At 70.8% G+C, this 19,065-nt stretch carries 16 protein-coding genes; 11 read left to right on the top strand and 5 right to left on the bottom strand.

Annotated elements, in window-relative coordinates; all coding sequences use genetic code 11:
• From RTL41_RS05995 to flhA, 8 genes are all read left to right on the top strand, one after another.
• Positions 1-783, top strand: coding sequence for a C13 family peptidase (locus tag RTL41_RS05995; RefSeq protein ID WP_312162351.1), 783 nt, complete (start codon positions 1-3; stop codon positions 781-783).
• Positions 784-892: 109 nt separating this feature from the next.
• Positions 893-3,082 (top strand): serine hydrolase, encoded by a 2,190-nt coding sequence (locus RTL41_RS05990; RefSeq protein WP_312162350.1) that lies wholly within the window; start codon positions 893-895, stop codon positions 3,080-3,082.
• 151 nt (positions 3,083-3,233) lie between these two features.
• Positions 3,234-4,886, top strand: coding sequence for a flagellar basal-body MS-ring/collar protein FliF (gene fliF, locus RTL41_RS05985; protein WP_312162349.1), 1,653 nt, complete (start codon positions 3,234-3,236; stop codon positions 4,884-4,886).
• Positions 4,883-5,908, top strand: a complete 1,026-nt coding sequence (gene fliG, locus RTL41_RS05980) for a flagellar motor switch protein FliG (RefSeq protein WP_312162348.1) — start codon at positions 4,883-4,885, stop codon at positions 5,906-5,908. Before fliF ends, fliG begins: the two co-directional genes overlap by 4 nt.
• Entirely contained in the window at positions 5,908-6,558 is a 651-nt protein-coding gene (locus tag RTL41_RS05975) for a flagellar assembly protein FliH (RefSeq protein ID WP_312162347.1), read from the top strand. The genes fliG and RTL41_RS05975 overlap by 1 nt, the downstream gene beginning before the upstream one ends.
• 5 nt (positions 6,559-6,563) lie before the next feature.
• Positions 6,564-6,902, top strand: coding sequence for a flagellar motor switch protein FliN (fliN, locus tag RTL41_RS05970; protein ID WP_312162346.1), 339 nt, complete (start codon positions 6,564-6,566; stop codon positions 6,900-6,902).
• A 30-nt stretch (positions 6,903-6,932) separates the two neighbouring features.
• Positions 6,933-8,300 (top strand): sigma-54 dependent transcriptional regulator, encoded by a 1,368-nt coding sequence (locus RTL41_RS05965; RefSeq protein WP_312162345.1) that lies wholly within the window; start codon positions 6,933-6,935, stop codon positions 8,298-8,300.
• A 20-nt stretch (positions 8,301-8,320) separates the two neighbouring features.
• Positions 8,321-10,420 (top strand): flagellar biosynthesis protein FlhA, encoded by a 2,100-nt coding sequence (flhA, locus tag RTL41_RS05960; protein WP_312162344.1) that lies wholly within the window; start codon positions 8,321-8,323, stop codon positions 10,418-10,420.
• A gap of 5 nt (positions 10,421-10,425) precedes the next feature.
• On the opposite strand, the gene RTL41_RS05955 is transcribed toward flhA, so the two are convergent.
• Entirely contained in the window at positions 10,426-10,932 is a 507-nt protein-coding gene (locus RTL41_RS05955; RefSeq protein ID WP_312162341.1) for a GNAT family N-acetyltransferase, read from the bottom strand.
• A gap of 194 nt (positions 10,933-11,126) precedes the next feature.
• Here RTL41_RS05955 and RTL41_RS05950 point away from each other — a divergent pair, with 194 nt between their 5' ends.
• Positions 11,127-11,528, top strand: a complete 402-nt coding sequence (locus RTL41_RS05950; RefSeq protein ID WP_312162338.1) for a DUF4282 domain-containing protein — start codon at positions 11,127-11,129, stop codon at positions 11,526-11,528.
• Here the strand turns inward: RTL41_RS05950 and RTL41_RS05945 are convergent.
• The 4 genes from RTL41_RS05945 to RTL41_RS05930 form a co-directional block, all read right to left on the bottom strand.
• Positions 11,525-12,580: an endo-1,4-beta-xylanase gene (locus tag RTL41_RS05945; RefSeq protein ID WP_312162336.1), complete on the bottom strand. Its 1,056-nt coding sequence runs from the start codon at positions 12,578-12,580 to the stop codon at positions 11,525-11,527. The genes RTL41_RS05950 and RTL41_RS05945 overlap by 4 nt on opposite strands.
• A complete protein-coding gene (locus RTL41_RS05940) occupies positions 12,577-12,990 on the bottom strand; it encodes a flagellar export protein FliJ (RefSeq protein ID WP_312162333.1) in 414 nt (137 codons plus the stop codon). Before RTL41_RS05940 ends, RTL41_RS05945 begins: the two co-directional genes overlap by 4 nt.
• Entirely contained in the window at positions 12,987-14,324 is a 1,338-nt protein-coding gene (gene fliI / locus RTL41_RS05935) for a flagellar protein export ATPase FliI (protein WP_312162330.1), read from the bottom strand. The genes RTL41_RS05940 and fliI overlap by 4 nt, the downstream gene beginning before the upstream one ends.
• Before the next feature lie 84 nt (positions 14,325-14,408).
• Positions 14,409-15,551, bottom strand: a complete 1,143-nt coding sequence (locus RTL41_RS05930) for an SDR family oxidoreductase (protein ID WP_312162328.1) — start codon at positions 15,549-15,551, stop codon at positions 14,409-14,411.
• Positions 15,552-15,880: 329 nt separating this feature from the next.
• Between RTL41_RS05930 and ctrA the strand changes: the two genes are divergently transcribed.
• Both ctrA and RTL41_RS05920 read left to right on the top strand, forming a co-directional pair.
• Positions 15,881-16,576: a response regulator transcription factor CtrA gene (ctrA, locus tag RTL41_RS05925; RefSeq protein WP_183773298.1), complete on the top strand. Its 696-nt coding sequence runs from the start codon at positions 15,881-15,883 to the stop codon at positions 16,574-16,576.
• Positions 16,577-16,691: 115 nt separating this feature from the next.
• Positions 16,692-19,064 (top strand): M20/M25/M40 family metallo-hydrolase, encoded by a 2,373-nt coding sequence (locus tag RTL41_RS05920; RefSeq protein WP_312162324.1) that lies wholly within the window; start codon positions 16,692-16,694, stop codon positions 19,062-19,064.
• Position 19,065 lies beyond the last annotated feature (1 nt).

The raw sequence follows: 19,065 nt of genomic DNA, 5'->3' as shown, positions 1-19,065 counted from the left end.
ATGTCGAAACGCGCTGGCATCGTCGGCGCGTTTTTCATCTGGGCCTTCGCCATGGCCACATCGGCCCTGGCGGCGGACGACTCCAGGCCGTTCGGGGACTGGGCCGCGGTCGTCATCGCCGGCGACTTCCACGGCAGCAACGGCGGCCCGACCGAGGCGTTCGACAACGCCCGGCGCGACGTCACCAAGGAGCTGCAGCGGCTGGGCTTCTCGCCCGACAACATCCGCCAGTTCTCGGTGCGGCCCGACCGCTACAAGGACCGTCCGCTGAAGTCCGACCCGCTGGCGATCTACCGCTCGCTCGACGAGCTTTCGGCCAAGGCCAGGTCCGGCTGCCTGGTCTATTTCACCTCGCACGGCGCGCCCCAGGGCGTGGTGGTCGACCGGCATATCCTGACGCCGGCCCTGCTCGGCAGGATCCTGGACGCCACCTGCCAAAGCCGGCCGACCGTGGTGATCCTGTCGGCCTGCTTCTCGGGCGTCTTCGTGCGCCCCCTGGCCCAGCCGAACCGCATGATCCTGACCGCCGCCCGGCCCGACCGCACCTCGTTCGGCTGCGGCGAGGACAACGTCTATCCCTTCTTCGACGACTGCGTGCTCAAGTCGAGCCCGGCCGTCCGCGACTTCGCCGCCCTGGCCGGCGCGGTGAAGAGCTGCGTCGCCCAGCGCGAAACCGCAGAGGGGATGGCGCCGCCCTCCGAACCCCAGATCTGGATCGGCGGCGAGCTGCGCCCGATCCTGCCGCTGTACGCCTTTCCCACCGGTCCGCCGGGGGGCGATTGAGCTTCTCCCCAAGCCGCTTCGTCGCAGGCTTCAACGGCTCTAGCGCCCCGCGCTCGCGGCGCCCTACAAGAGGAATCGTGGGGCAACAGGGGCCAGCGGGTAATCGTCCATGCGTTTGATCTTCAAGGCCGTCTTCGCCGCCGCGTTCGCCTGCGCGGCCACCGCAGCGACGGCCCAGGACGCCGACGCGCCGACGCCTGCGGCGCCCGCCCCGGCCGCATCGCCGGCATCGCCCGCCGCGGTCAATCCGCGCGGCCCGATCCCCTACACCAGCCTGCAACGCCCCCAGCAGCCGCGCCCCGCCGCCCGTCCGGCGAGCGCCGCTGCGAGCGCCCCCGCGGCCCCGACGCCCGCCGCCGCCCCGCTGACCTCGGCGGCCGCCCTGCCCGTCGCGCCCTCCGGCGCGCGCCTGGCCCCGGGCGAAGCGATCCCGCCCGCTGAGCTGGAGGCCTATGTCGACGGCGTGGTGCGCAGCGCCATGGACCGCGACCACATCGCCGGCGTCACCGTCTCGGTCGTGCAGAACGGCCAGGTGGTGCTGAAGAAGGGCTATGGCCTGGCCAGCCTGTCGCCGGCCCGCAAGGTCGATCCCGACCAGACGCTGTTCCGCGTCGGCTCGATCTCCAAGACCTTCACCTGGATCGCCCTGATGAAGGAGATTGAGGCCGGCCGCATCCGCCAGGACGCCCCGGTCAATCTCTACCTGCCCGAACGCCTGCAGGTCCGCGACCAGGGCTTCCGCACCCCGGTGCGGGTCATCAACCTGATGGACCATTCCCCGGGCTTCGAGGACCGCGCCCTCGGCCACCTGTTCGAGCGCAACTTCAACCGCGTCCGCCCGATGGCCGAGTACCTGCGCCAGGAGCGTCCGCATCGCGTGCGCGCGCCCGGCTCGTCCTCGGCCTATTCCAACTATGGCGCGGCCCTGGCCGGCCAGGCGGTCTCCTACGTCTCCGGCAAGCCGTTCGAGCGGCTGATCGAGGAGAGCATCTTCCTGCCGGCCGGCATGAACAGCACCAGCTTCCGCGAGCCGCACCCGCCCAAGACCGGCATCCCCGCCCCGATCCCCGAGCGCCTCGCCGCCAACATCTCCGAAGGCTACCGCTGGACGCCGTCCGGCTATGTCGCCCGTCCGTTCGAATATATCGGCCAGGTGGCCCCGGCCGGGTCGGCCTCGTCCACCGCCGCCGACATGGCGCGCTACATGCAGTTGCTGCTGAACGGAGGAACCCTGGACGGCGCGGTCATCTACGGTCCCGGCGCGGCCCAGGCCTTCCGCACCCCGATCCGCAAGACCGCCCCGGGGATCAACGGCTGGCGCCACGGCTTCATCGAATACGCGCTGCCCGGCGACCGCTCCGGCTTCGGCCACGCCGGCGGCACGCTGTCGTTCCTGTCGAACCTGGTGGTGGTCCCCGACCTCAACCTCGGCGTCTTCATCAGCACCAACACCGAGACCGGCGGCGAGCTGGCCAGGAGCCTGGTCGGCGACGTGGTCCAGCAGTTCTATGTCGCCCCGCAGGACTTCCCGCGTCCGGGCTCGCGCGAGCTGGCCGAGCGCGGCCGCGAGTTCGCCGGCCACTATGTCGGCACGCGCCGCGCCTATCGCGGGCTGGAAAGCATGGTCGGGCTGATGATCGGCGGCGCCTCGGTCGCGGTCACGCCGGACGGCTACCTGGTCGTCTCCGGCGGCGGCCAGAGCCACGTCTTCGTTCCGCAGGGCGACCTCTCCGAGGGCCGCTTCATCTCGGCGACCGGCGCCGACCACCTGGCCTTCGCCGTCGACGGCGGCCGCGCCCGCAGCTTCCAGAGCGGCATGGGCGAACAGACCTTCGAGCGGGTCGGCTTCTGGAAGCGTCCGCTCGTCCTCGCGGTGATGGCGGGCCTGACGGGCCTGGCGGCGATCGCCACCATCGGCGGCCTCTTCCTGCGCAATCGCCGCGAGTTCCGCGAGACCTCGATCCAGCGCCAGGCCAGCCTGCTGCAGACCACCCAGGCCATTCTCTGGCTCACCGCCCTGGTCCTCTTCGGCGCCTGGGCGAGCGGCGCGTCGGACCTCGCCAACGTGATGTACGGCTGGCCGGGCGCGACGCTGGTCATCGCCTCGGCCTGCGTGCTGGTGGCCGCGGCCCTCACCCTGGGGGGGCTGATCCTGATGCCGGCGATCTGGCGCGGCGGGCGGCGGGTTGATTCGTGGACGGCGCTGCGCAAGGCGGCCTTCTCGTTTACCGCCCTGCTCTATGGCGCCTTCGCCGTCGTCCTCGGGGTCTGGGGCGCGCTTACCCCTTGGAGTGGTTGATTTTTCTCAACCATAGAGAACGAGATTCTTCCACGAATTGAGGCGGTAAGGCGGCAAATGTAAACGCGTCGTTTACCAAGCACTGGGTAAATCCTGCCTAGCGGCGGGCGAGTGAGCGTCCGTCCCGCGTACCCCGGGAAGGACGCCCGCGTTGAATGACTTCGTCGCCGCCCTGCAGAGGTTCGGAATCGGACGCCTGGCGGCCATCCTCGGCATCGGGATCGGCGTCGCCGCGGCCCTGATCGCGCTCACCCTGAACCTGGGCGAACCCAAGGCCCTGCTCTATTCGAACCTCGACCTGAAGGAAGCCGGCTCCATCACCAGCGCCCTGGATCAAGCCGGGGTGAGGTACGAGGTCAAGGGCGACGGCTCGACCATCATGGTGGGCCGCGACAAGGTCGCCTCGACCCGCCTGATGCTGTCCAGCAAGGGCCTGCCGACCTCCGCCTCGGTCGGCTACGAGATCTTCGACGAAGGCAACGCCCTCGGCCAGACCGACTTCGTCCAGCAGCTCAACCGCCAGCGCGCCCTGGAGGGCGAGCTGGCCCGCACCATCCAGAGCCTGGACGGCGTCACCTCGGCCCGCGTCCACCTGGTCCTGCCCAAGCGCCAGCTCTTCGAGGAAGAGGCCGAGCAGCCCTCGGCCGCGGTGACCATCGGCGTCGGCGGCCGCGCCCCCTCGTCCGACCAGGTCCAGGCCATCCAGAACCTGGTCTCCAGCGCCGTTCCGAACCTGAAGCCCGGCCGCGTCACCGTCGTCGACCAGCACGCCAAGATGTTGTCCACGGGCGAAGACGGCTTCGGGGCCCAGGCCGCCGACGGCCGCCGCAGCGAGGTCGAGCAGCGCATCGCCAAGACCGTCACCAAGCTGGTCGAGGGCGTCGTCGGCCCCGGCAAGGCGCGCGTCAACGTCACCGCCGACCTGAACCTGGCCCGGGTCACCGTCCAGCAGGAGACCTTCGATCCCGACGGCCAGGTCGTCCGCTCGGAGACCACCAACGAGGAAACCTCCCGCGAGAACCAGCCCGACGCCAACGGCGCGGTCTCGGCCAGCGCCAACATCCCGGGCGGCGTCGGCGCCAACGGCGAGGCGATGAACCAGTCGGCCAGCGGCCGCACGGAATCGACCACCAACTACGAGATCTCCAAGACCGTCCGCACCGAGGTCCAGGAGCCCGGCGACATGAAGCGGCTGTCGGTGGCCGTCGCCGTCGACGGCGCGACCGCCCCCGGCGTCGACGGCAAGCCCGGCGCCTACACGCCCCGCTCGGCCGAGGAGATGCAGCGCATCGAACAACTGGTCCGCACCGCCGTCGGCTTCAACGCCGACCGCGGCGACCAGGTCACCGTCGTCAATGTCCGCTTCCCGAGCGCCGACGTCGACGGCGGGGTCGAGACCGCCAACCCGCTGATGGGCTTCGACAAGAACGACATCATGCGCGCGGTGGAGCTGGGCATCCTCGGCCTGGTCGCCATCCTGATGATCATCTTCGTCGTGCGCCCGCTGCTGAAGCCCTCGGGCGGCGGCGGCCGGCTGCCGGCCCTGACCACCGCCGGCGGCCCGGCGGTGACGCGCCTGGTGACCACCGCCGACGGCCAGCCGATGCAGATTCCGGTCGATCCGGCCACCGGCCAGCCGCTGGCCCTGCCCGGCCCCGGCAACGAGCTGGAACAGCGCATCGACATCGCCCGCATCGAGGGCCAGGTGAAGGCCTCGTCCGTCAAGCGGGTGTCGGAGTTCGTCGAGACGCACCCGGAGGAGTCGGTCTCGCTCCTGCGTAGCTGGCTGCACGAAACCACATGAACGGGCGCCTCAAGACCATCAACGACCCCACCAAGCTGAGCGGCCCCGAACGGGCCGCGGTGGTGCTGCTCGCGCTCGGAGAAGAGCACAAGACCATCTGGGAGCACCTGGACGACGAGGAGATCAAGGAGATCTCCCAGGCGATGGCCGGCCTGGGCACCGTGTCCTCCGGCGCGGTCGAGCAGTTGCTGGTCGACTTCATCTCCGGCATGTCCGGGGCCGGCGCGATCATGGGCTCGTTCGAACAGACCCAGCGCCTGCTCCAGGCCTTCCTGCCGCCCGACAAGGTCGACTCCCTCATGGAGGAGATCCGCGGCCCGGCCGGCCGGACCATGTGGGACAAGCTGGGCAACGTGAACGAGGCGGTGCTCGCCAACTACCTGAAGAACGAATACCCGCAGACCGTCGCCGTCGTGCTGTCCAAGGTGAAGTCGGACCACGCCGCCCGGGTGCTGGCCGCCCTGCCGGAGGACTTCGCGCTGGAGTGCGTCACCCGCATGCTGCGCATGGAGCCGGTGCAGCGCGAGATCCTCGACAAGATCGAGCAGACCCTGCGGACCGAATTCATGTCGAACCTGGCGCGCACCTCCAAGCGCGACAGCCACGAGATGATGGCCGACATCTTCAACGCCTTCGACCGCCAGACCGAGGCGCGCTTCATCGCGGCGCTGGAAGAACGCAACCGCGAGAGCGCCGAGCGCATCCGCGCCCTGATGTTCGTGTTCGAGGACCTCTCGAAGCTCGATCCCGGCGGGGTCCAGACCCTGCTGCGCAACGTCGAGAAGGACCAGCTCGCCCTGGCGCTCAAGGGCGCCTCCGACAGCCTGCGCGAGATGTTCTTCTCCAACATGTCCGAGCGCGCCGCCAAGATCATGCGCGAGGACATGGAGAGCATGGGCCCCGTGCGCCTGCGCGACGTCGACCAGGCCCAGATGGCCATGGTCCAGGTCGCCAAGGACCTGGCCGCCAAGGGCGAGATCATGCTGGCCGGCGCCGGCGGCGATGACGAGCTGATCTACTGATGACCAGCACGCCGCACCAGAAATTCAGCTTCGACACGGTGTTCGACAACGCCGGCGACGTCGCCTACGCCGCCCAGCGGCCCAAGCGGCTGTTCCCGGCCGACGAGGTCGAAGTCCTGCGCGCCCAGGCCTTCGCCGAGGGCGAGCGCCAGGCCCTCGGCTCGATGGCCGCCCTGCAGGCCCAGGCCCTGTCGCAGATCGCCGCCCATGTCGGCCAGGCCCTGCCCAAGCTGGCCGGGGTCGCCCACGAGCATCGCGTCGGCTCGGCCGAGTTGGCGCTCGCCTGCGCCCGCGCCATCGCCGACGCCGCCCTCGCCAAGTTCCCGCAGGCGCCGATCCAGGCCGCGATCGAGAACCTCGCCCGCGAGATCGAGGCCTCGCCCCGTCTCGTCGTCAACGTCGGCGCGGACCTGGCCGAAGGCGTCCAGGCCGCGCTCGAGGAAACCGCCCAGGCCATCGGCTATGGCGGCGCCATCCAGGTGCGCGTCGCGCCCGGCGTCGGCCCCGCCGCGTTCACCCTCGACTTCGGCGACGGCGCCGCCGCCTTCGATCCGGCCGCCGCCGCCGCCCGCGTCGCCGCCGCGCTCGAAGCGGCCCTGGCCGCCGAGGGCCTGCACGCCGAACCCCTTATTCCCGGAAGCGAAAGCTGACCGCCATGTCCGACAACGACCTCAAACTCGACGAATTCGGCCCCTCCGACATGCCCATGGCCGAGATGGGCGTGGAGATGGAGGACAAGACCGCCACCGACCTGGCGCCGGTCTTCGACGTGCCGGTCTCGATCTCGGCCGTCCTCGGCCGCGCCACCATGTCGGTGGCCCAGTTGCTCCAGCTCCAGTCGGGCAGCGTGCTCGACCTGGACCGCAAGGTCGGCGAGGCCATCGACATCTACGTGAACAACCGGCTGGTCGCCCGCGGCGAGGTCGTCATCGTCGACGACCGCCTGGGCGTGACCATGACCGAAATCATCAAGGACGGCGACACCCAGGGCTGATCGCCCTGAGCGTCTGTAGGAGATAGTGCTATGCGGCTTTTGGTCGTCGGAAAACTGAACGGACAGCTCTCCAACGCCGTGAAGATGGCGATGACGGCGGGCGCCAAGGTCAGCCACGTGGAGACCATCGAGGCGGCCACCCACGCCCTGCGCGCCGGCCAGGGGGCCGACCTGCTGCTGGTCGACTACGACCTCGACATCGCCGGCCTGATCGAGGCCAACGAGGGCGAGCGCATCCGGGTGCCGGTGGTGGCCTGCGGCGTCGATCCCGACGCGCAGAAGGCCGGCGACGCCATCCGCGCCGGGGCCAAGGAATTCATCCCCCTGCCGCCGGACGCCGAGATGATCGCCGCCGTGCTGGCCGCCGTCTCCGACGACGAAAAGCCGATGATCGTCCGCGATCCGGGCATGCAGGGCGTCATCAGCCTGGCCGACCAGGTCGCGCCTTCCGAGGCCTCGATCCTGATCACCGGGGAGAGCGGCTCGGGTAAAGAAGTCATCGCCCGCTACGTCCACCAGAAGTCGCGCCGCGCCAACCGCCCGTTCATCTCGGTCAACTGCGCCGCGATCCCCGAGAACCTGCTGGAAAGCGAACTGTTCGGCCACGAGAAGGGCGCCTTCACCGGCGCCGTCGCCCGCCGCATCGGCAAGTTCGAGGAAGCCAACGGCGGCACCCTGCTGCTGGACGAAATCTCGGAGATGGACGCCCGCCTGCAGGCCAAGCTGCTGCGCGCCATCCAGGAGCGCGAGATCGACCGGGTCGGGGGCGCCAAGCCGGTCAAGGTCGACATCCGCATCCTCGCCACCTCCAACCGCGATCTGGCCCAGGCGGTGAAGGACGGCACGTTCCGCGAGGACCTGCTCTATCGCCTCAACGTCGTGAACCTGCGCCTGCCGCCGCTGCGCGAGCGGCCCGGCGACGTGGTGGCCCTGGCCGAGTTCTTCATCCGCAAGTACGCCAAGGCCAACGGCATGCTGGAGCGCCCGCTCTCGGCCGAGGCCAAGCGCCGCCTGGCCGCCCACCGCTGGCCGGGCAACGTCCGCGAGCTGGAGAACGCCATGCACCGCGCGGTGCTGCTGGCCACCGGCGCCGAGATCGAGGAAGGCGCCATCCGCCTGCCCGACGGCCAGCCGCTGGCCGCGCCCGACCCGGCCGCCCGCACGGCCCAGACCGCCGCCGACGCCGCCGAGGCGATCACCCGCACCTTCGTCGGCCAGACCGTCGCCGACATGGAGCAGCGGCTGATCATCGACACCCTTTCGCACTGCCTGGGCAACCGGACCCATGCCGCCAACATCCTCGGCATCTCGATCCGCACCCTGCGCAACAAGCTGAAGGAATACACCGAGGCCGGCGTCCCCGTGCCCGCCCCGCAGATGGGCGCCAGCGCGGCCTGAACCAGCAGCTCGAGTAGATCATGACCGACGCCTCGCTTTCATCCTCGGCCCGCCCCTCGCCCCGCGAAATGCTGGGCTGGCTGCTGAAGGGCGAGGTCGCCCTGGCGCTGGGCGTCATCGGCATCGTCGTCCTGCTGATCCTGCCGATCCCGCCGTTCATGCTGGATCTGCTGCTGGCGGTGTCGATCACCTCGTCCGTGCTGATCCTGATGACCTCGCTGCTCATCAAGAAGCCGCTGGAATTCACCGCCTTCCCGACCGTGCTGCTGGTCACCACCCTGTTCCGGCTGGGCCTGAACGTCGCCTCGACCCGCCTGATCCTCGGCCACGGCCACGAGGGCGCCCACGGCGCGGGCAAGATCATCGAAGGCTTCGGCAAGCTGATGATGGGGGGCAACTACGTCATCGGGGTGATCGTCTTCGCGATCCTGGTGCTCGTGAACTTCGTGGTCATCACCAAGGGTTCGGGCCGGATCGCCGAAGTCGCCGCCCGCTTCACCCTCGACTCCATGCCCGGCAAGCAGATGGCCATCGACGCCGACCTCTCGGCCGGCCTGATCGAGGAGAACGAGGCCAAGAAGCGCCGCAAGGAGCTGGAGCAGGAATCGACCTTCTTCGGGGCCATGGACGGCGCCAGCAAGTTCGTGCGCGGCGACGCCGTCGCCGGCCTGATCATCGTCGCCATCAACATCATCGGCGGCATCCTGATCGGCGTGGTCCAGCACAAGGTGCCGCTGGCCCAGGCCGCCTCGTCCTACACAATCATGACCATCGGCGACGGCCTGGTCAGCCAGATCCCGGCCCTGATCATCTCCATCGCCGCCGGTTTCCTGGTGTCGAAGGCCGGCGTCGACGGCTCGGCCGACAAGGCCCTGGTCGCCCAGTTGGCCATGAACCCGATCAGCCTGGGCATGGTCTCGGCCTCGGCCGGGGTCATCGCCCTGATCCCCGGCATGCCGATCATCCCGTTCGCGGCCCTGGCCGCCGGGGCCGGCTTCCTGGCCTGGCGCCGCTCGCAGGACGCCCTGGCCCCGCCGCCCGTCGACATCGTCCCCATGGACGCCGCGGCCGCCGCCCAGGACCAGGAGGAGCCGATCAGCCAGTCCCTGGCCATCGACGAGATCAAGATCGAACTGGGCTATGGCCTGCTGCCGCTGATCAACGACCTCGAAGGCCGGCGCCTGACCGACCAGATCAAGGCCCTGCGCCGCACCCTGGCCCAGGACTTCGGCTTCGTGATGCCGGCCGTGCGCATCCTCGACAACATGCGCCTGCCCTCGCAGGGCTACATGATCCGCATCAAGGAGATGGAGGGCGGCGGCGGCGAGGTCCGGCTCGGCTCGCTGATGGCCATGGACCCGTCCGGCGGCCAGGTCGACCTGCCCGGCGAACACATGCGCGAACCGGCCTTCGGCCTGCCCGCCACCTGGATCGACGACTCCCTGCGCGAGGAAGCGACCTTCCGCGGCTACACCATCGTCGACCCGGCCACCGTTCTGACCACGCACCTGACCGAGATCCTGAAGGAGAACATGCCCGACCTGCTCTCCTACGCCGAGGTCCAGAAGCTGCTGAAGGAGCTGCCGGCCGAGCAGAAGAAGCTGGTCGACGACCTGGTGCCCAGCGTCGTCTCGGCCACCACCCTCCAGCGCGTGCTGCAGGCGCTGCTGCGCGAGCGCGTCTCGATCCGCGACCTGCCGGCGATCCTGGAAGGCATCGGCGAGGCCGCGCCGCACACCTCGTCGATCACCCTGCTGGTCGAGCAGGTCCGCGGCCGCCTGGCCCGCCAGCTCTCCTTCGCCTATCGCGGCGACGACGGCGCCCTGCCGATCATCACCATGTCGGGCGAGTGGGAGAACGCCTTCGCCGAGGCGCTGATCGGCGCCGGCGAGGAAAAGCAGCTCGCCCTGGCGCCCTCGCGCCTGCAGGACTTCATCCGCGCCGTCCGCGACAGCTTCGAGCGCGCGGCCCTGGCCGGCGACAGCGCCGTGCTGCTGACCAGCCCGCAGATCCGCCCCTATGTCCGCTCGATCATCGAGCGCTTCCGCGGCCAGACCCCGGTGCTCAGCCAGAACGAAATCCACCCGAAGGCGCGCCTCAAGACGGTGGGGCAGATCTAAGGGCTTCAGCCCAGCGGCTTGACGAAGATGAGCTGGGGGCCGAGGCCCTCCTCGTGGCGGCGGCCGGTGTCGACGAACCCGATCTTGCGATAGGCCGCGATGGCCGCGGTGTTGCGCGCGTTCACCGCCAGCATCAACTGCGGCTGCACGGGACGCTCACGCACGAACCACGCCTCCAGCAGGCTGATGCAGCGCCGGCCGACGCCCTTGCCCTGGAAGCCGGGCCGCACCCGGAAATTATGCAGGCTGACCGTGCCCGGCGGCGCCCATGGCGGGCGGCGCAGCCCCTCGCGCAGCACGAAGAACCCGACCACCTCGCCGTCGGGCTCGATCACCGCGAAGCCCTGTTCCAATCCCACCGCGGCGGCCTCGTTCAGCCGGCCGAAGACCTCGTCCAGACTGCCCGCGAACACTTCCTGCTCCGGCGGCAGGCCGATGACCTCGACCACCTCGCGGTCGGCGCCCGAGATCGGCTCAAGTCTCCAGTCGGCGGCCTCTGTCGTCGTGCCCATGACGGAAAGCTAACACGCATTCGGCGAATGTCGTCATCCCAGCCGTGGCGAAGGCGGCGGGCGGGCGTTCAAAACCTCGCCGCCCGGGCGGCCGGACGGGGGCTGCGGCTCGACGGGCGTTGCAGGCGCGCGCCCCGGCTGATAGCGATTTGCCCCTGGCGCGGCCGATTGGGCCGCGAAGCGTTGGAAATCGAATGCGGCGACCTGCTTCCCCGACCCGGCGCGGCCCGGGCAGCGCGATCTTCTGGGATCTGCTGACCTTCGAGCGGCTGATGACCAACCAGGTGATTCATCTCATCTATTGGGCCGGCCTGGGGGTCATCGCGCTGATCGCGTTCGGCACCGTCGGCGCGGCCGTCGGCGTCGCCCTGCGCGAGGAAAGCTGGATCGGCGTGATTCTGGCGATCCCGGTGCTGGTCGCCGGCCTGCTGGTCGTCGCCGGCCTAGTGCTGCTGTGGCGCTCGTTCTGCGAGCTCTATGTGGCGCTGTTCCGCCTCAGCGACGATCTCCACGCCCTGCGCCAGGCCGCCGATGCGGCCGAACAGGCGCCGCCGCGCGCCGCGCCGCGTCAGCCGACGCCCGGCCCGCTAAACTAGCGCAGGCCGCCGATCCAGGCGGCGGCCGCCGCCTTCGGACGCCCCCGCCGGTCGAACAGCAGCGGGGCGTCGCCCGGATCCTTGTAGTTCAGCCAGGAGTCGGGATCGCGCAGTCCCCAGTGGGTGAACGCAAAGCGCTGCTGCGCCGGCAGTCGCGAGAACGCCTCGGCCGCTTCGGCATAGACCCGGCCCTGCCCCGCCTCCAGCTTGGCCTTGTCGTGGCCCAGGCCCTTGGCCCGGCGCAGCGACACGTCCATCTCCGAAAGGTGGATCGGCAGCCCGAAGCTCGCCAGGTCGGTGATCGCCGCGCTCAACCTGCCCGCCGGCAGGTCGGCCGCGACATGGGTCTGGGTGCCCAGGCCGCCCAGCGGCGCGCCGGCCTTCAGCAGCGCCTCGACCAGCTTCAGGAAGGCTACGCGCTTCTTCGGCCGGTTCTCCAGATTGTAGTCGTTGAGGAACAGCACCGCCTCGGGATCGGCCTCGCGCGCATGCTGGAACGCCAGGACCATGTGCTCCAGCGGCCCCAGCCGCTGCGACCACAGGCAGTCGCGCCAGCCGTCGCCCTCGTCGTCGATCGCCTCGTTGACCACGTCCCAGCCGACCGCCTGTCCGCGATAGCGGCCGACCACCGCCAGGATGTAGTTGCGATAGGCCGCGTCGAAGGCGATCCGGCCGGTGTCCAGGCGTTTGAAGGCGGGCGGCTCCTGGGCGTACCAGACCAGCGTGTGGCCGAAGAACCGCATACCGTGGGTCCGGGCGAAGGCCGCGATCTGGTCGGGCGCGTCGAAGCGCAGGGAGCCGTCGTCCTGGACGATGTACTCCATCTTCATCTCCCACTCGGCGGTGAGCTGGGAGACCTGGGCCGCGATCAGCGGCGAGAGCGCGCGATCTTCGAGCTGGAAGGCCTGGACGCAGGTTCCGACCGGAAACGGCGCCGCCGATCTCAAAGGCGGCAGTTCCAGGGTCGCGGCCTGCGCCTCGATGGTCCGGTCGCACGCGGCCAGGGCCAGCGTGGAGCCGACCACCGCCCGGCGCGAGAGACCGCCCGTCATCGGCCGCCGGCCGCCCGACGCAGCCCCAGCTCGTCGAGAGCGGCCGTCTCCAGCCGCGCGGCTTCCTTGACCTGGGCCAGGCGGATGCCTTCGGCCACCTGCTCGTATTTCTTCTGCTCTTCGAAGGCCAGGGCCAGGGCGTCGCGCGCGCCGGCCTCCTCGACGGCGATGCGGTCGATGTCGGCCTGGATCATCGCCTTGCGGGTCCGCAGGCCCTCCCAGAAGCCGACCTGGTACCAGCCGGCCTCGGCGTCGTGGCGCGCGCGCTCGGCCTCGGCCTCGCCCTCGGCTTCGAGGAAGGCCAGCTTCATCTCCGACTGCATGCGGCGGTCGGCGATCTCGCCCAGGCGCTTCTGCAGGATCTCGACCTCGTAGGTCGAGAGTTTGATCAGGGACTGCGCCCAGCTCATGCGGCTTCACCGTTCAGGATGTGGGCGAGGATGTTGAAACTGTCGTCCAGGCTGGTGGCCTCGTCCTTGTCCTGGCCGAGGAACGCCTCGAGCGCGGGATTGAGGGCGATGGCCCGGTCGACCTGGGGATCGGCGCCGGCGCGATAGGCGCCGATGCGGATCAGTTCTTCCATGTTGGCGTAGGCCGACAGCGACTGGCGCGCCGACTTCACGATCTCCCGCTCGTGCGGCAGGTGGCAGCCGGGCATGGTCCGGCTGATCGACTTCAGCACATTGATGGCCGGGAAGCGCCCGCGCTCGGCGATCGCCCGCTCCATGACGATATGCCCGTCCAGGATCCCGCGCACGGCGTCGGCGATCGGCTCGTTGTGGTCGTCGCCGTCCACCAGCACCGTGAAGATGCCGGTGATCGGCCCGGCGGTCGTGCCGTCCGGCCGGATCGGCCCCGGCCCGGCCCGCTCCAGCAGCTTGGGCAGTTCGGTGAAGACGGTCGGCGTGTAGCCCTTGGTGGTCGGCGGCTCGCCGGCGGCCAGGCCGATCTCGCGCTGGGCCATGGCGAAGCGGGTGACGCTGTCCATCATGCACAGGACTTCCAGGTCCTGGTCGCGCAGGAACTCGGCGATGGCCAGGGTCATGTAGGCGGCCTGGCGGCGCTTCAGCGCCGGCTCGTCGGAGGTGGCGACCACGACGATGGCGCGCTTCAGCCCCTCCTCGCCCAGGGTCTCCTCGATGAACTCGCGGACCTCGCGGCCCCGCTCGCCGATCAGGCCGACGACCACGGCGTCGCAGTCCGACTGCTTGGCCAGCATCGACAGCAGCACCGACTTGCCGACCCCGGAGCCGGCGAACACGCCCAGGCGCTGGCCGCGGCAGCAGGTGGTGAAGACGTTCATCGAGCGCACGCCCAGGTCCAGGCGCTCGCCCACCCGGCCGCGCGCGTGGGCGGCCGGCGGCGCGGCGCGCAGCGGATAGGCGGCCATGCCCTGCGGCAGCGGCCCCAACCCGTCGATCGGCTCGCCGAAGGCGTCGATGATGCGGCCCAGCCAGGCCGTGGTCGGCCGCACGGCCGAGCCCTGCGGCTCGATGCGGATCTCCGCGCCCGGGGCTACGCCCTCGACCGGGCCGAACGGCATCAGCAGGGCGCGGGTCTCGCGGAAGCCGACCACCTCGGCGGCCAGCGGCTTATCGGCCCGCCGCTCGATCTCGGCGCGCGCGCCGACGGCCAGGCGCGTCAGACCGCCCCGGGCCTCGATCAGGAGGCCGTTCACGGCCGCGACGCGGCCCGACACGGTGAGCGGATCGATCCGCTCCACGGCGGCGACAAGACTACGCAAGCCCGAGAACCCCAGCGGCCAGATTCGACCAGCCGGCAGAATCCGCCCGGCGCCGTTAACTCCCGATGAAGATTCGGGGCCTGGTCACCGCAGCGCCGCCGCCAGCCGCGCGGTCTGGCGCGGATGCTTGGCCGCCAGCCTGGCGGCGGCGAGCGGCCGGCGCATCGCCGCGCCCAGCAGGATCGGCCGCGCGGCCCGCGCCAGGACCGGGCGGGCGTTGCGCGCCAAGGTCTCGCGGCCCAGGAACGCGGCGAGCCCGACCACCGCCAGCGCGCCCAGTCCCAGGGTCAGGCCCGGCCGCTTCTGGGCCTCGGCCGAGAGGCTGAACTTTCGGCCCGACAGGTGCTCGCTGTCGATCAGGCCGTCGACGCCCGGCTCATAGAGGTTGTCCCGCTCGACCTTGGGGCCGGCGCGCCGCGACAGGCGCGGCCCGACCCGGCCCAGCACCTTGTCGGTCAGCCCCGGAATGGTCGCCGCGCCGATCGTGATCGGCCGCCCGGCCGAGCCGACGCTGAGGTCGCGGATCGGATGCGTGGCGGCGTGCAGGATCGCGTCGGCCACCACGTCCGGCGAGTAGCGGGGCCGCGGCGCCGAGGCCGCCTTGTCCATCAGGTTGCGCGCGTGGTCGGCGAACGGCGAGGAGACGCTGCCCGGCTTGACCAGGCTGATCGAGATCGGCGCCTTGTCGCGCGCCAGCTCCATCCGCAGCGCGTCGGTGAACCCCTTCACGGCGTGCTTGGAGGCCGAATAGGCCCCCTGCAGCGGCGCGGCGAAGTCGGACACCGCGGCCCCGACATTGATCACCGCGCCCCCGCCGCCGCGATGGCGGAAGTGCTTCACCGCCTCCAGCGAGCCGTTGACCACGCCGAAATAGTTGGTCTGGAACAGCCGCTCGTGGTCCTCGGGCGCGGTCTCGGTCAGTTCGCCATAGAGCCCGACGCCCGCGTCGTTGATCCAGGTGTCGATCCGCTCGAACCGCGCCACGGCGGCGCGGGCGATCTTCTCGACGTCGTCGCGCTCGCCGACGTCGGCCACCACCGCGTGGGCGCGGCCGCCCTGGGCGTTGATGTCTTCGCAGATGGCGCGCAGGGCCTCGCCGTTGCGCGCGGCCAGCACCACGGCCGCGCCGGCCTTCGCGGCCTTGCGCGCGGTGGCCAGGCCGATGCCCGACGAGGCTCCGGTGATGACGATGACCTGGTCGGCGAGGGGCTTCAGTTTTACGGCCATGACGATCCTTTGAACTGCTGGCGCCTGAGGGGTTCCAGGTCCAAACGAGCCGCCGCCGCAGCCGTTCCTTGCCGCCGGATCGGTTAAGATCGACGGCGCGGCCGCAGCCGCCGTTCGCACCCCAAGTCCAATCACAAAAGATTCAACGGGCGCGCGACTCGCTCCGGGGTCCGGCGCTTGTCGGCGAATCCCGAACCGAGTTAACGATTCGTCCAAAGGCGCTTCACCATTAACCGGTCATAAATTAACTCGCTGGCAAGTTAACCGCGAGGATCGGGGCGGATTGCCCGAAATCGTAGGCTTAAGCGCTACCGTTCGAGGAGGAACTGATGCGCGTACTGTTGATCGAAGATGACAGCGCCACGGCGCAGAGCATCGAGCTGATGCTCAAATCCGAAGGGTTCAACGTCTATACGACGGACCTCGGCGAGGAGGGCGTCGATCTGGGCAAGATCTATGACTACGATCTTATCCTGCTCGACCTGAACCTGCCCGACATGAGCGGCATGGACGTTCTGCGCACCCTGCGGGTGGCGAAGATCAACACCCCGATCATGATCCTGTCCGGCACGGCCGAGATCGACACCAAGGTCAAGACCTTCGGCGCCGGCGGCGACGACTACATGACCAAGCCGTTCCACAAGGACGAGCTGGTGGCCCGCATCCATGCGGTGGTCCGTCGCTCCAAGGGCCACGCCCAATCGGTCATCAAGACCGGCGACATCACCGTGAACCTCGACGCCAAGACCGTCGAAGTGAACAACAGCCGCGTCCACCTGACCGGCAAGGAATACCAGATGCTGGAGCTGCTCTCGCTCCGCAAGGGCACCACGCTCACCAAGGAAATGTTCCTGAACCACCTCTATGGCGGCATGGACGAGCCCGAGCTGAAGATCATCGACGTCTTCATCTGCAAGCTGCGCAAGAAGCTGGCCGCCGCCGCCGACGGCAAGCACCACATCGAGACGGTCTGGGGCCGCGGCTACGTGCTGCGCGACCCGCACGAAAGCGCCGCGGCGGCCTGAACGGGCCCGACGCTTCACTAGACCGCCCAACGCCCGCCGCTCCTTCCGGCGGGCGTTTTCTTTTTGCGCACGTTCCGCGCTAGGCTCCGCCCAACAGGTTCGCGGGGAGGCGGCGTTGGGAAGAACTATCGCACTGGTCGTGTGCCTCGCGGTCGCGTTCCTGCTCGGTTGGGCGCAAGAGCGCACGCCCACGCCCCTGCCCGCCGACGCGCCCGCCACGGCGTTCTCCGCCGGCCGCGCCATGGCCGACGTCGAGATCATCGCCAAGGTCCCCCATCCCATCGGCAGTCCCGCCAATGCGGCCGTGCGCGATCACCTGGTCGCGCGGATGACCGCGCTGGGGCTGGAGCCCCAGGTCCAGCGCGCCCAGGTGCTGCGCCAGGAGCGGGGCTGGATCGCCGGCGGAACGGTCGAGAACGTCATCGGCGTCCTGCCCGGCCGCGACCGCGCCGCGCCGGCGGTGGCGTTGATGGCCCACTATGACAGCGTTCCCGGCTCGCCCGGCGCGGCCGACGACGCCGCCGGGACCGCGGCGGCCCTGGAGATCGTCCGCGCGATCAAGGCCAGGGGCCAGCCCGCCCGCGACGTCATCGTCCTGCTCACCGACGGCGAGGAGAGCGGCCTGCTGGGCGCCCAGGCCTTCTTCGACCAGCACCCGCTCGCCGGCCGCATCGGCTTCCTGCTGAACATGGAGGCCCGCGGCGGCGGCGGCCGCGCCCAGATGTTCCAGACCGGGGCGGGCAACGCCGGCACGATCGACCTCTTCCGCAAGAGCGCCGTGGCCCCGGTCGCCTCGTCGCTGACCGTCTTCCTCTACGAGCACATGCCCAACGACACCGACTTCTCGGTGTCCAAGGCCAAGGGCGTGGCGGGACTGAACTACGCCTTCATCGGCAGCCAGTTCGACTACCACGCCCCGACCTCGACGCCGGCCAATCTCGACCAAGGCTCGCTGCAGCACATGGGCGCCCAGGTGCTGGCCGCGACCGAGGCCGCCGCCTTCGCCGCCGCGCTGCCGGCCAAGGGGCCGAACCTCGTCTACGCCAACACCTTCGGCGACCATATCCTGGCCTATCCGCCGCCCGCCGGCTGGGCGGTGCTGGGGCTCGCCGCGGCCCTGCTGGCGGCCGGCGTCGCGCAGGCCCGCCGCGCCCGGGCCCTGCCTTGGCTCGACATGCTGAAGGGGGCCGGGGCCGGCCTCTACGCCCTGACCTTCGCCGCCGCCGCCTTCCGCCTGGCCCGCAAGGCCACCGGCGCGGATTTCGGCTTCCTGGAGCAGCACCACCTGCTGGCCCAGGCCGGCCGCTGGGAGGTCGCCCTGGCGCTGCTCGGCGTCGGCGCCCTGCTGCTGGCGGCGGCCGCGGCCGGGCGCGGGCGCATGCGCCTGGCCGGCGCGGTCCTGGCCCTGGCGGTCGGCGCCGCCGGCTCGGCCTTCGGCGCGCCCGACATGATCGGCCTGGCGCTCGGCGGCATCGCCGCGGCCCTGGCCCTGCTCAGCTTCGGCCGCCCGACCGGCCTGGCCGGCGGCTGGGCCGGAGTGCTGGCCAGCGGCCTGCTCGCCGCCGCGGCGTTGCAGGTCGCCGCCCCGCCCACCGCCTTCCTCGCCGCCTGGCCGCTGGCGCTCGCGGCCCTGGCCGCCGCGCTGACGGCGCTGGGCGTGCGGCGCACCCTGCCGTTCCTGGCGCTGCTGGCCCTGGCCGGCGCCCTTGGCCTCTCCTGGCTGCTGGCCTTCGCGCACGGGATCTACCAGGGCCTCGACCAGCCCGAGATGGCGGCCGCCGTGGTCTGGCTCGCCGCCCTGCTCCTCTGGCCGCTCGCCCAGCCCGGCGAAGGCCAGAAGGGCGCGCGCATGGCGGCGATGGCGGTGATCCTGCTGGGCGCGTTCGCCGTCGGCGTCGTCCGCCTCGACCCGCCCTGGACCGCGCGCCATCCGCAGGCGACCCACATCGCCTACTATGTCGAGCCGGGCCGCGCCTTGCGGATCAGCGATGCGCCCGGCCTGCCCGACTGGACGCGCGGCGTGCTCGCCGCCGACGGCGGCAAGGTCGAGAAAATCAAGCTTCCGGCCCTGCGCCGCAGCGCGCTCTGGGCGGCCAAGGCCGCGCCGGTGGCGACGCCGCCGGCCAGCGCCGAGTTCGCCCGCCAGCCCGACGGCTCCTATCGCCTGCATATCGCCCCGCCGCCGGGCGCGCGCACGATCATGCTGCGCCTGGACGCCAAGGCCAGGCTGGAGGACGCCGCGCTCAACGGACTTCCGATCGGGCCGCTCGCCGGGGGGACGGCCCGCATCGCGTGGGAGGCCCCGACCGAGGGCCTCGCCCTGACCTTCCGCGCCCCCAGCCCAGGGGCGATCGAGGTCGCCTATTCGACGGTGATCGACCAGTGGCCGGCCGACGCCAAGCCGCTGCCGGCCCGCCCCGCCGACATCATGGCCTTCGGAACCTCGGACGCGACCATCGTCGGCGGCGCCCGAAGGTTCACCTGGTAGA

This window comes from Phenylobacterium sp. (genome assembly GCF_031984885.1).
GTDB lineage: Bacteria > Pseudomonadota > Alphaproteobacteria > Caulobacterales > Caulobacteraceae > Phenylobacterium.
Note: the sequence above shows the minus strand (reverse complement) of the source record. Positions and strands in the feature narration are given on the sequence as shown.

Coding starts and splice junctions, on each gene's coding strand:
- RTL41_RS05995 (WP_312162351.1), top strand. CDS start 1: ATGTCGAAACGCGCTGGCATCGTCGGCGCGTTTTTCATCTGGGCCTTC.
- RTL41_RS05990 (WP_312162350.1), top strand. CDS start 893: ATGCGTTTGATCTTCAAGGCCGTCTTCGCCGCCGCGTTCGCCTGCGCG.
- fliG (WP_312162348.1), top strand. CDS start 4,883: ATGAACGGGCGCCTCAAGACCATCAACGACCCCACCAAGCTGAGCGGC.
- RTL41_RS05975 (WP_312162347.1), top strand. CDS start 5,908: ATGACCAGCACGCCGCACCAGAAATTCAGCTTCGACACGGTGTTCGAC.
- fliN (WP_312162346.1), top strand. CDS start 6,564: ATGTCCGACAACGACCTCAAACTCGACGAATTCGGCCCCTCCGACATG.
- RTL41_RS05965 (WP_312162345.1), top strand. CDS start 6,933: ATGCGGCTTTTGGTCGTCGGAAAACTGAACGGACAGCTCTCCAACGCC.
- flhA (WP_312162344.1), top strand. CDS start 8,321: ATGACCGACGCCTCGCTTTCATCCTCGGCCCGCCCCTCGCCCCGCGAA.
- RTL41_RS05955 (WP_312162341.1), bottom strand. CDS start 10,932: ATGGGCACGACGACAGAGGCCGCCGACTGGAGACTTGAGCCGATCTCG.
- RTL41_RS05950 (WP_312162338.1), top strand. CDS start 11,127: ATGCGGCGACCTGCTTCCCCGACCCGGCGCGGCCCGGGCAGCGCGATC.
- RTL41_RS05945 (WP_312162336.1), bottom strand. CDS start 12,580: ATGACGGGCGGTCTCTCGCGCCGGGCGGTGGTCGGCTCCACGCTGGCC.
- RTL41_RS05940 (WP_312162333.1), bottom strand. CDS start 12,990: ATGAGCTGGGCGCAGTCCCTGATCAAACTCTCGACCTACGAGGTCGAG.
- RTL41_RS05930 (WP_312162328.1), bottom strand. CDS start 15,551: ATGGCCGTAAAACTGAAGCCCCTCGCCGACCAGGTCATCGTCATCACC.
- ctrA (WP_183773298.1), top strand. CDS start 15,881: ATGCGCGTACTGTTGATCGAAGATGACAGCGCCACGGCGCAGAGCATC.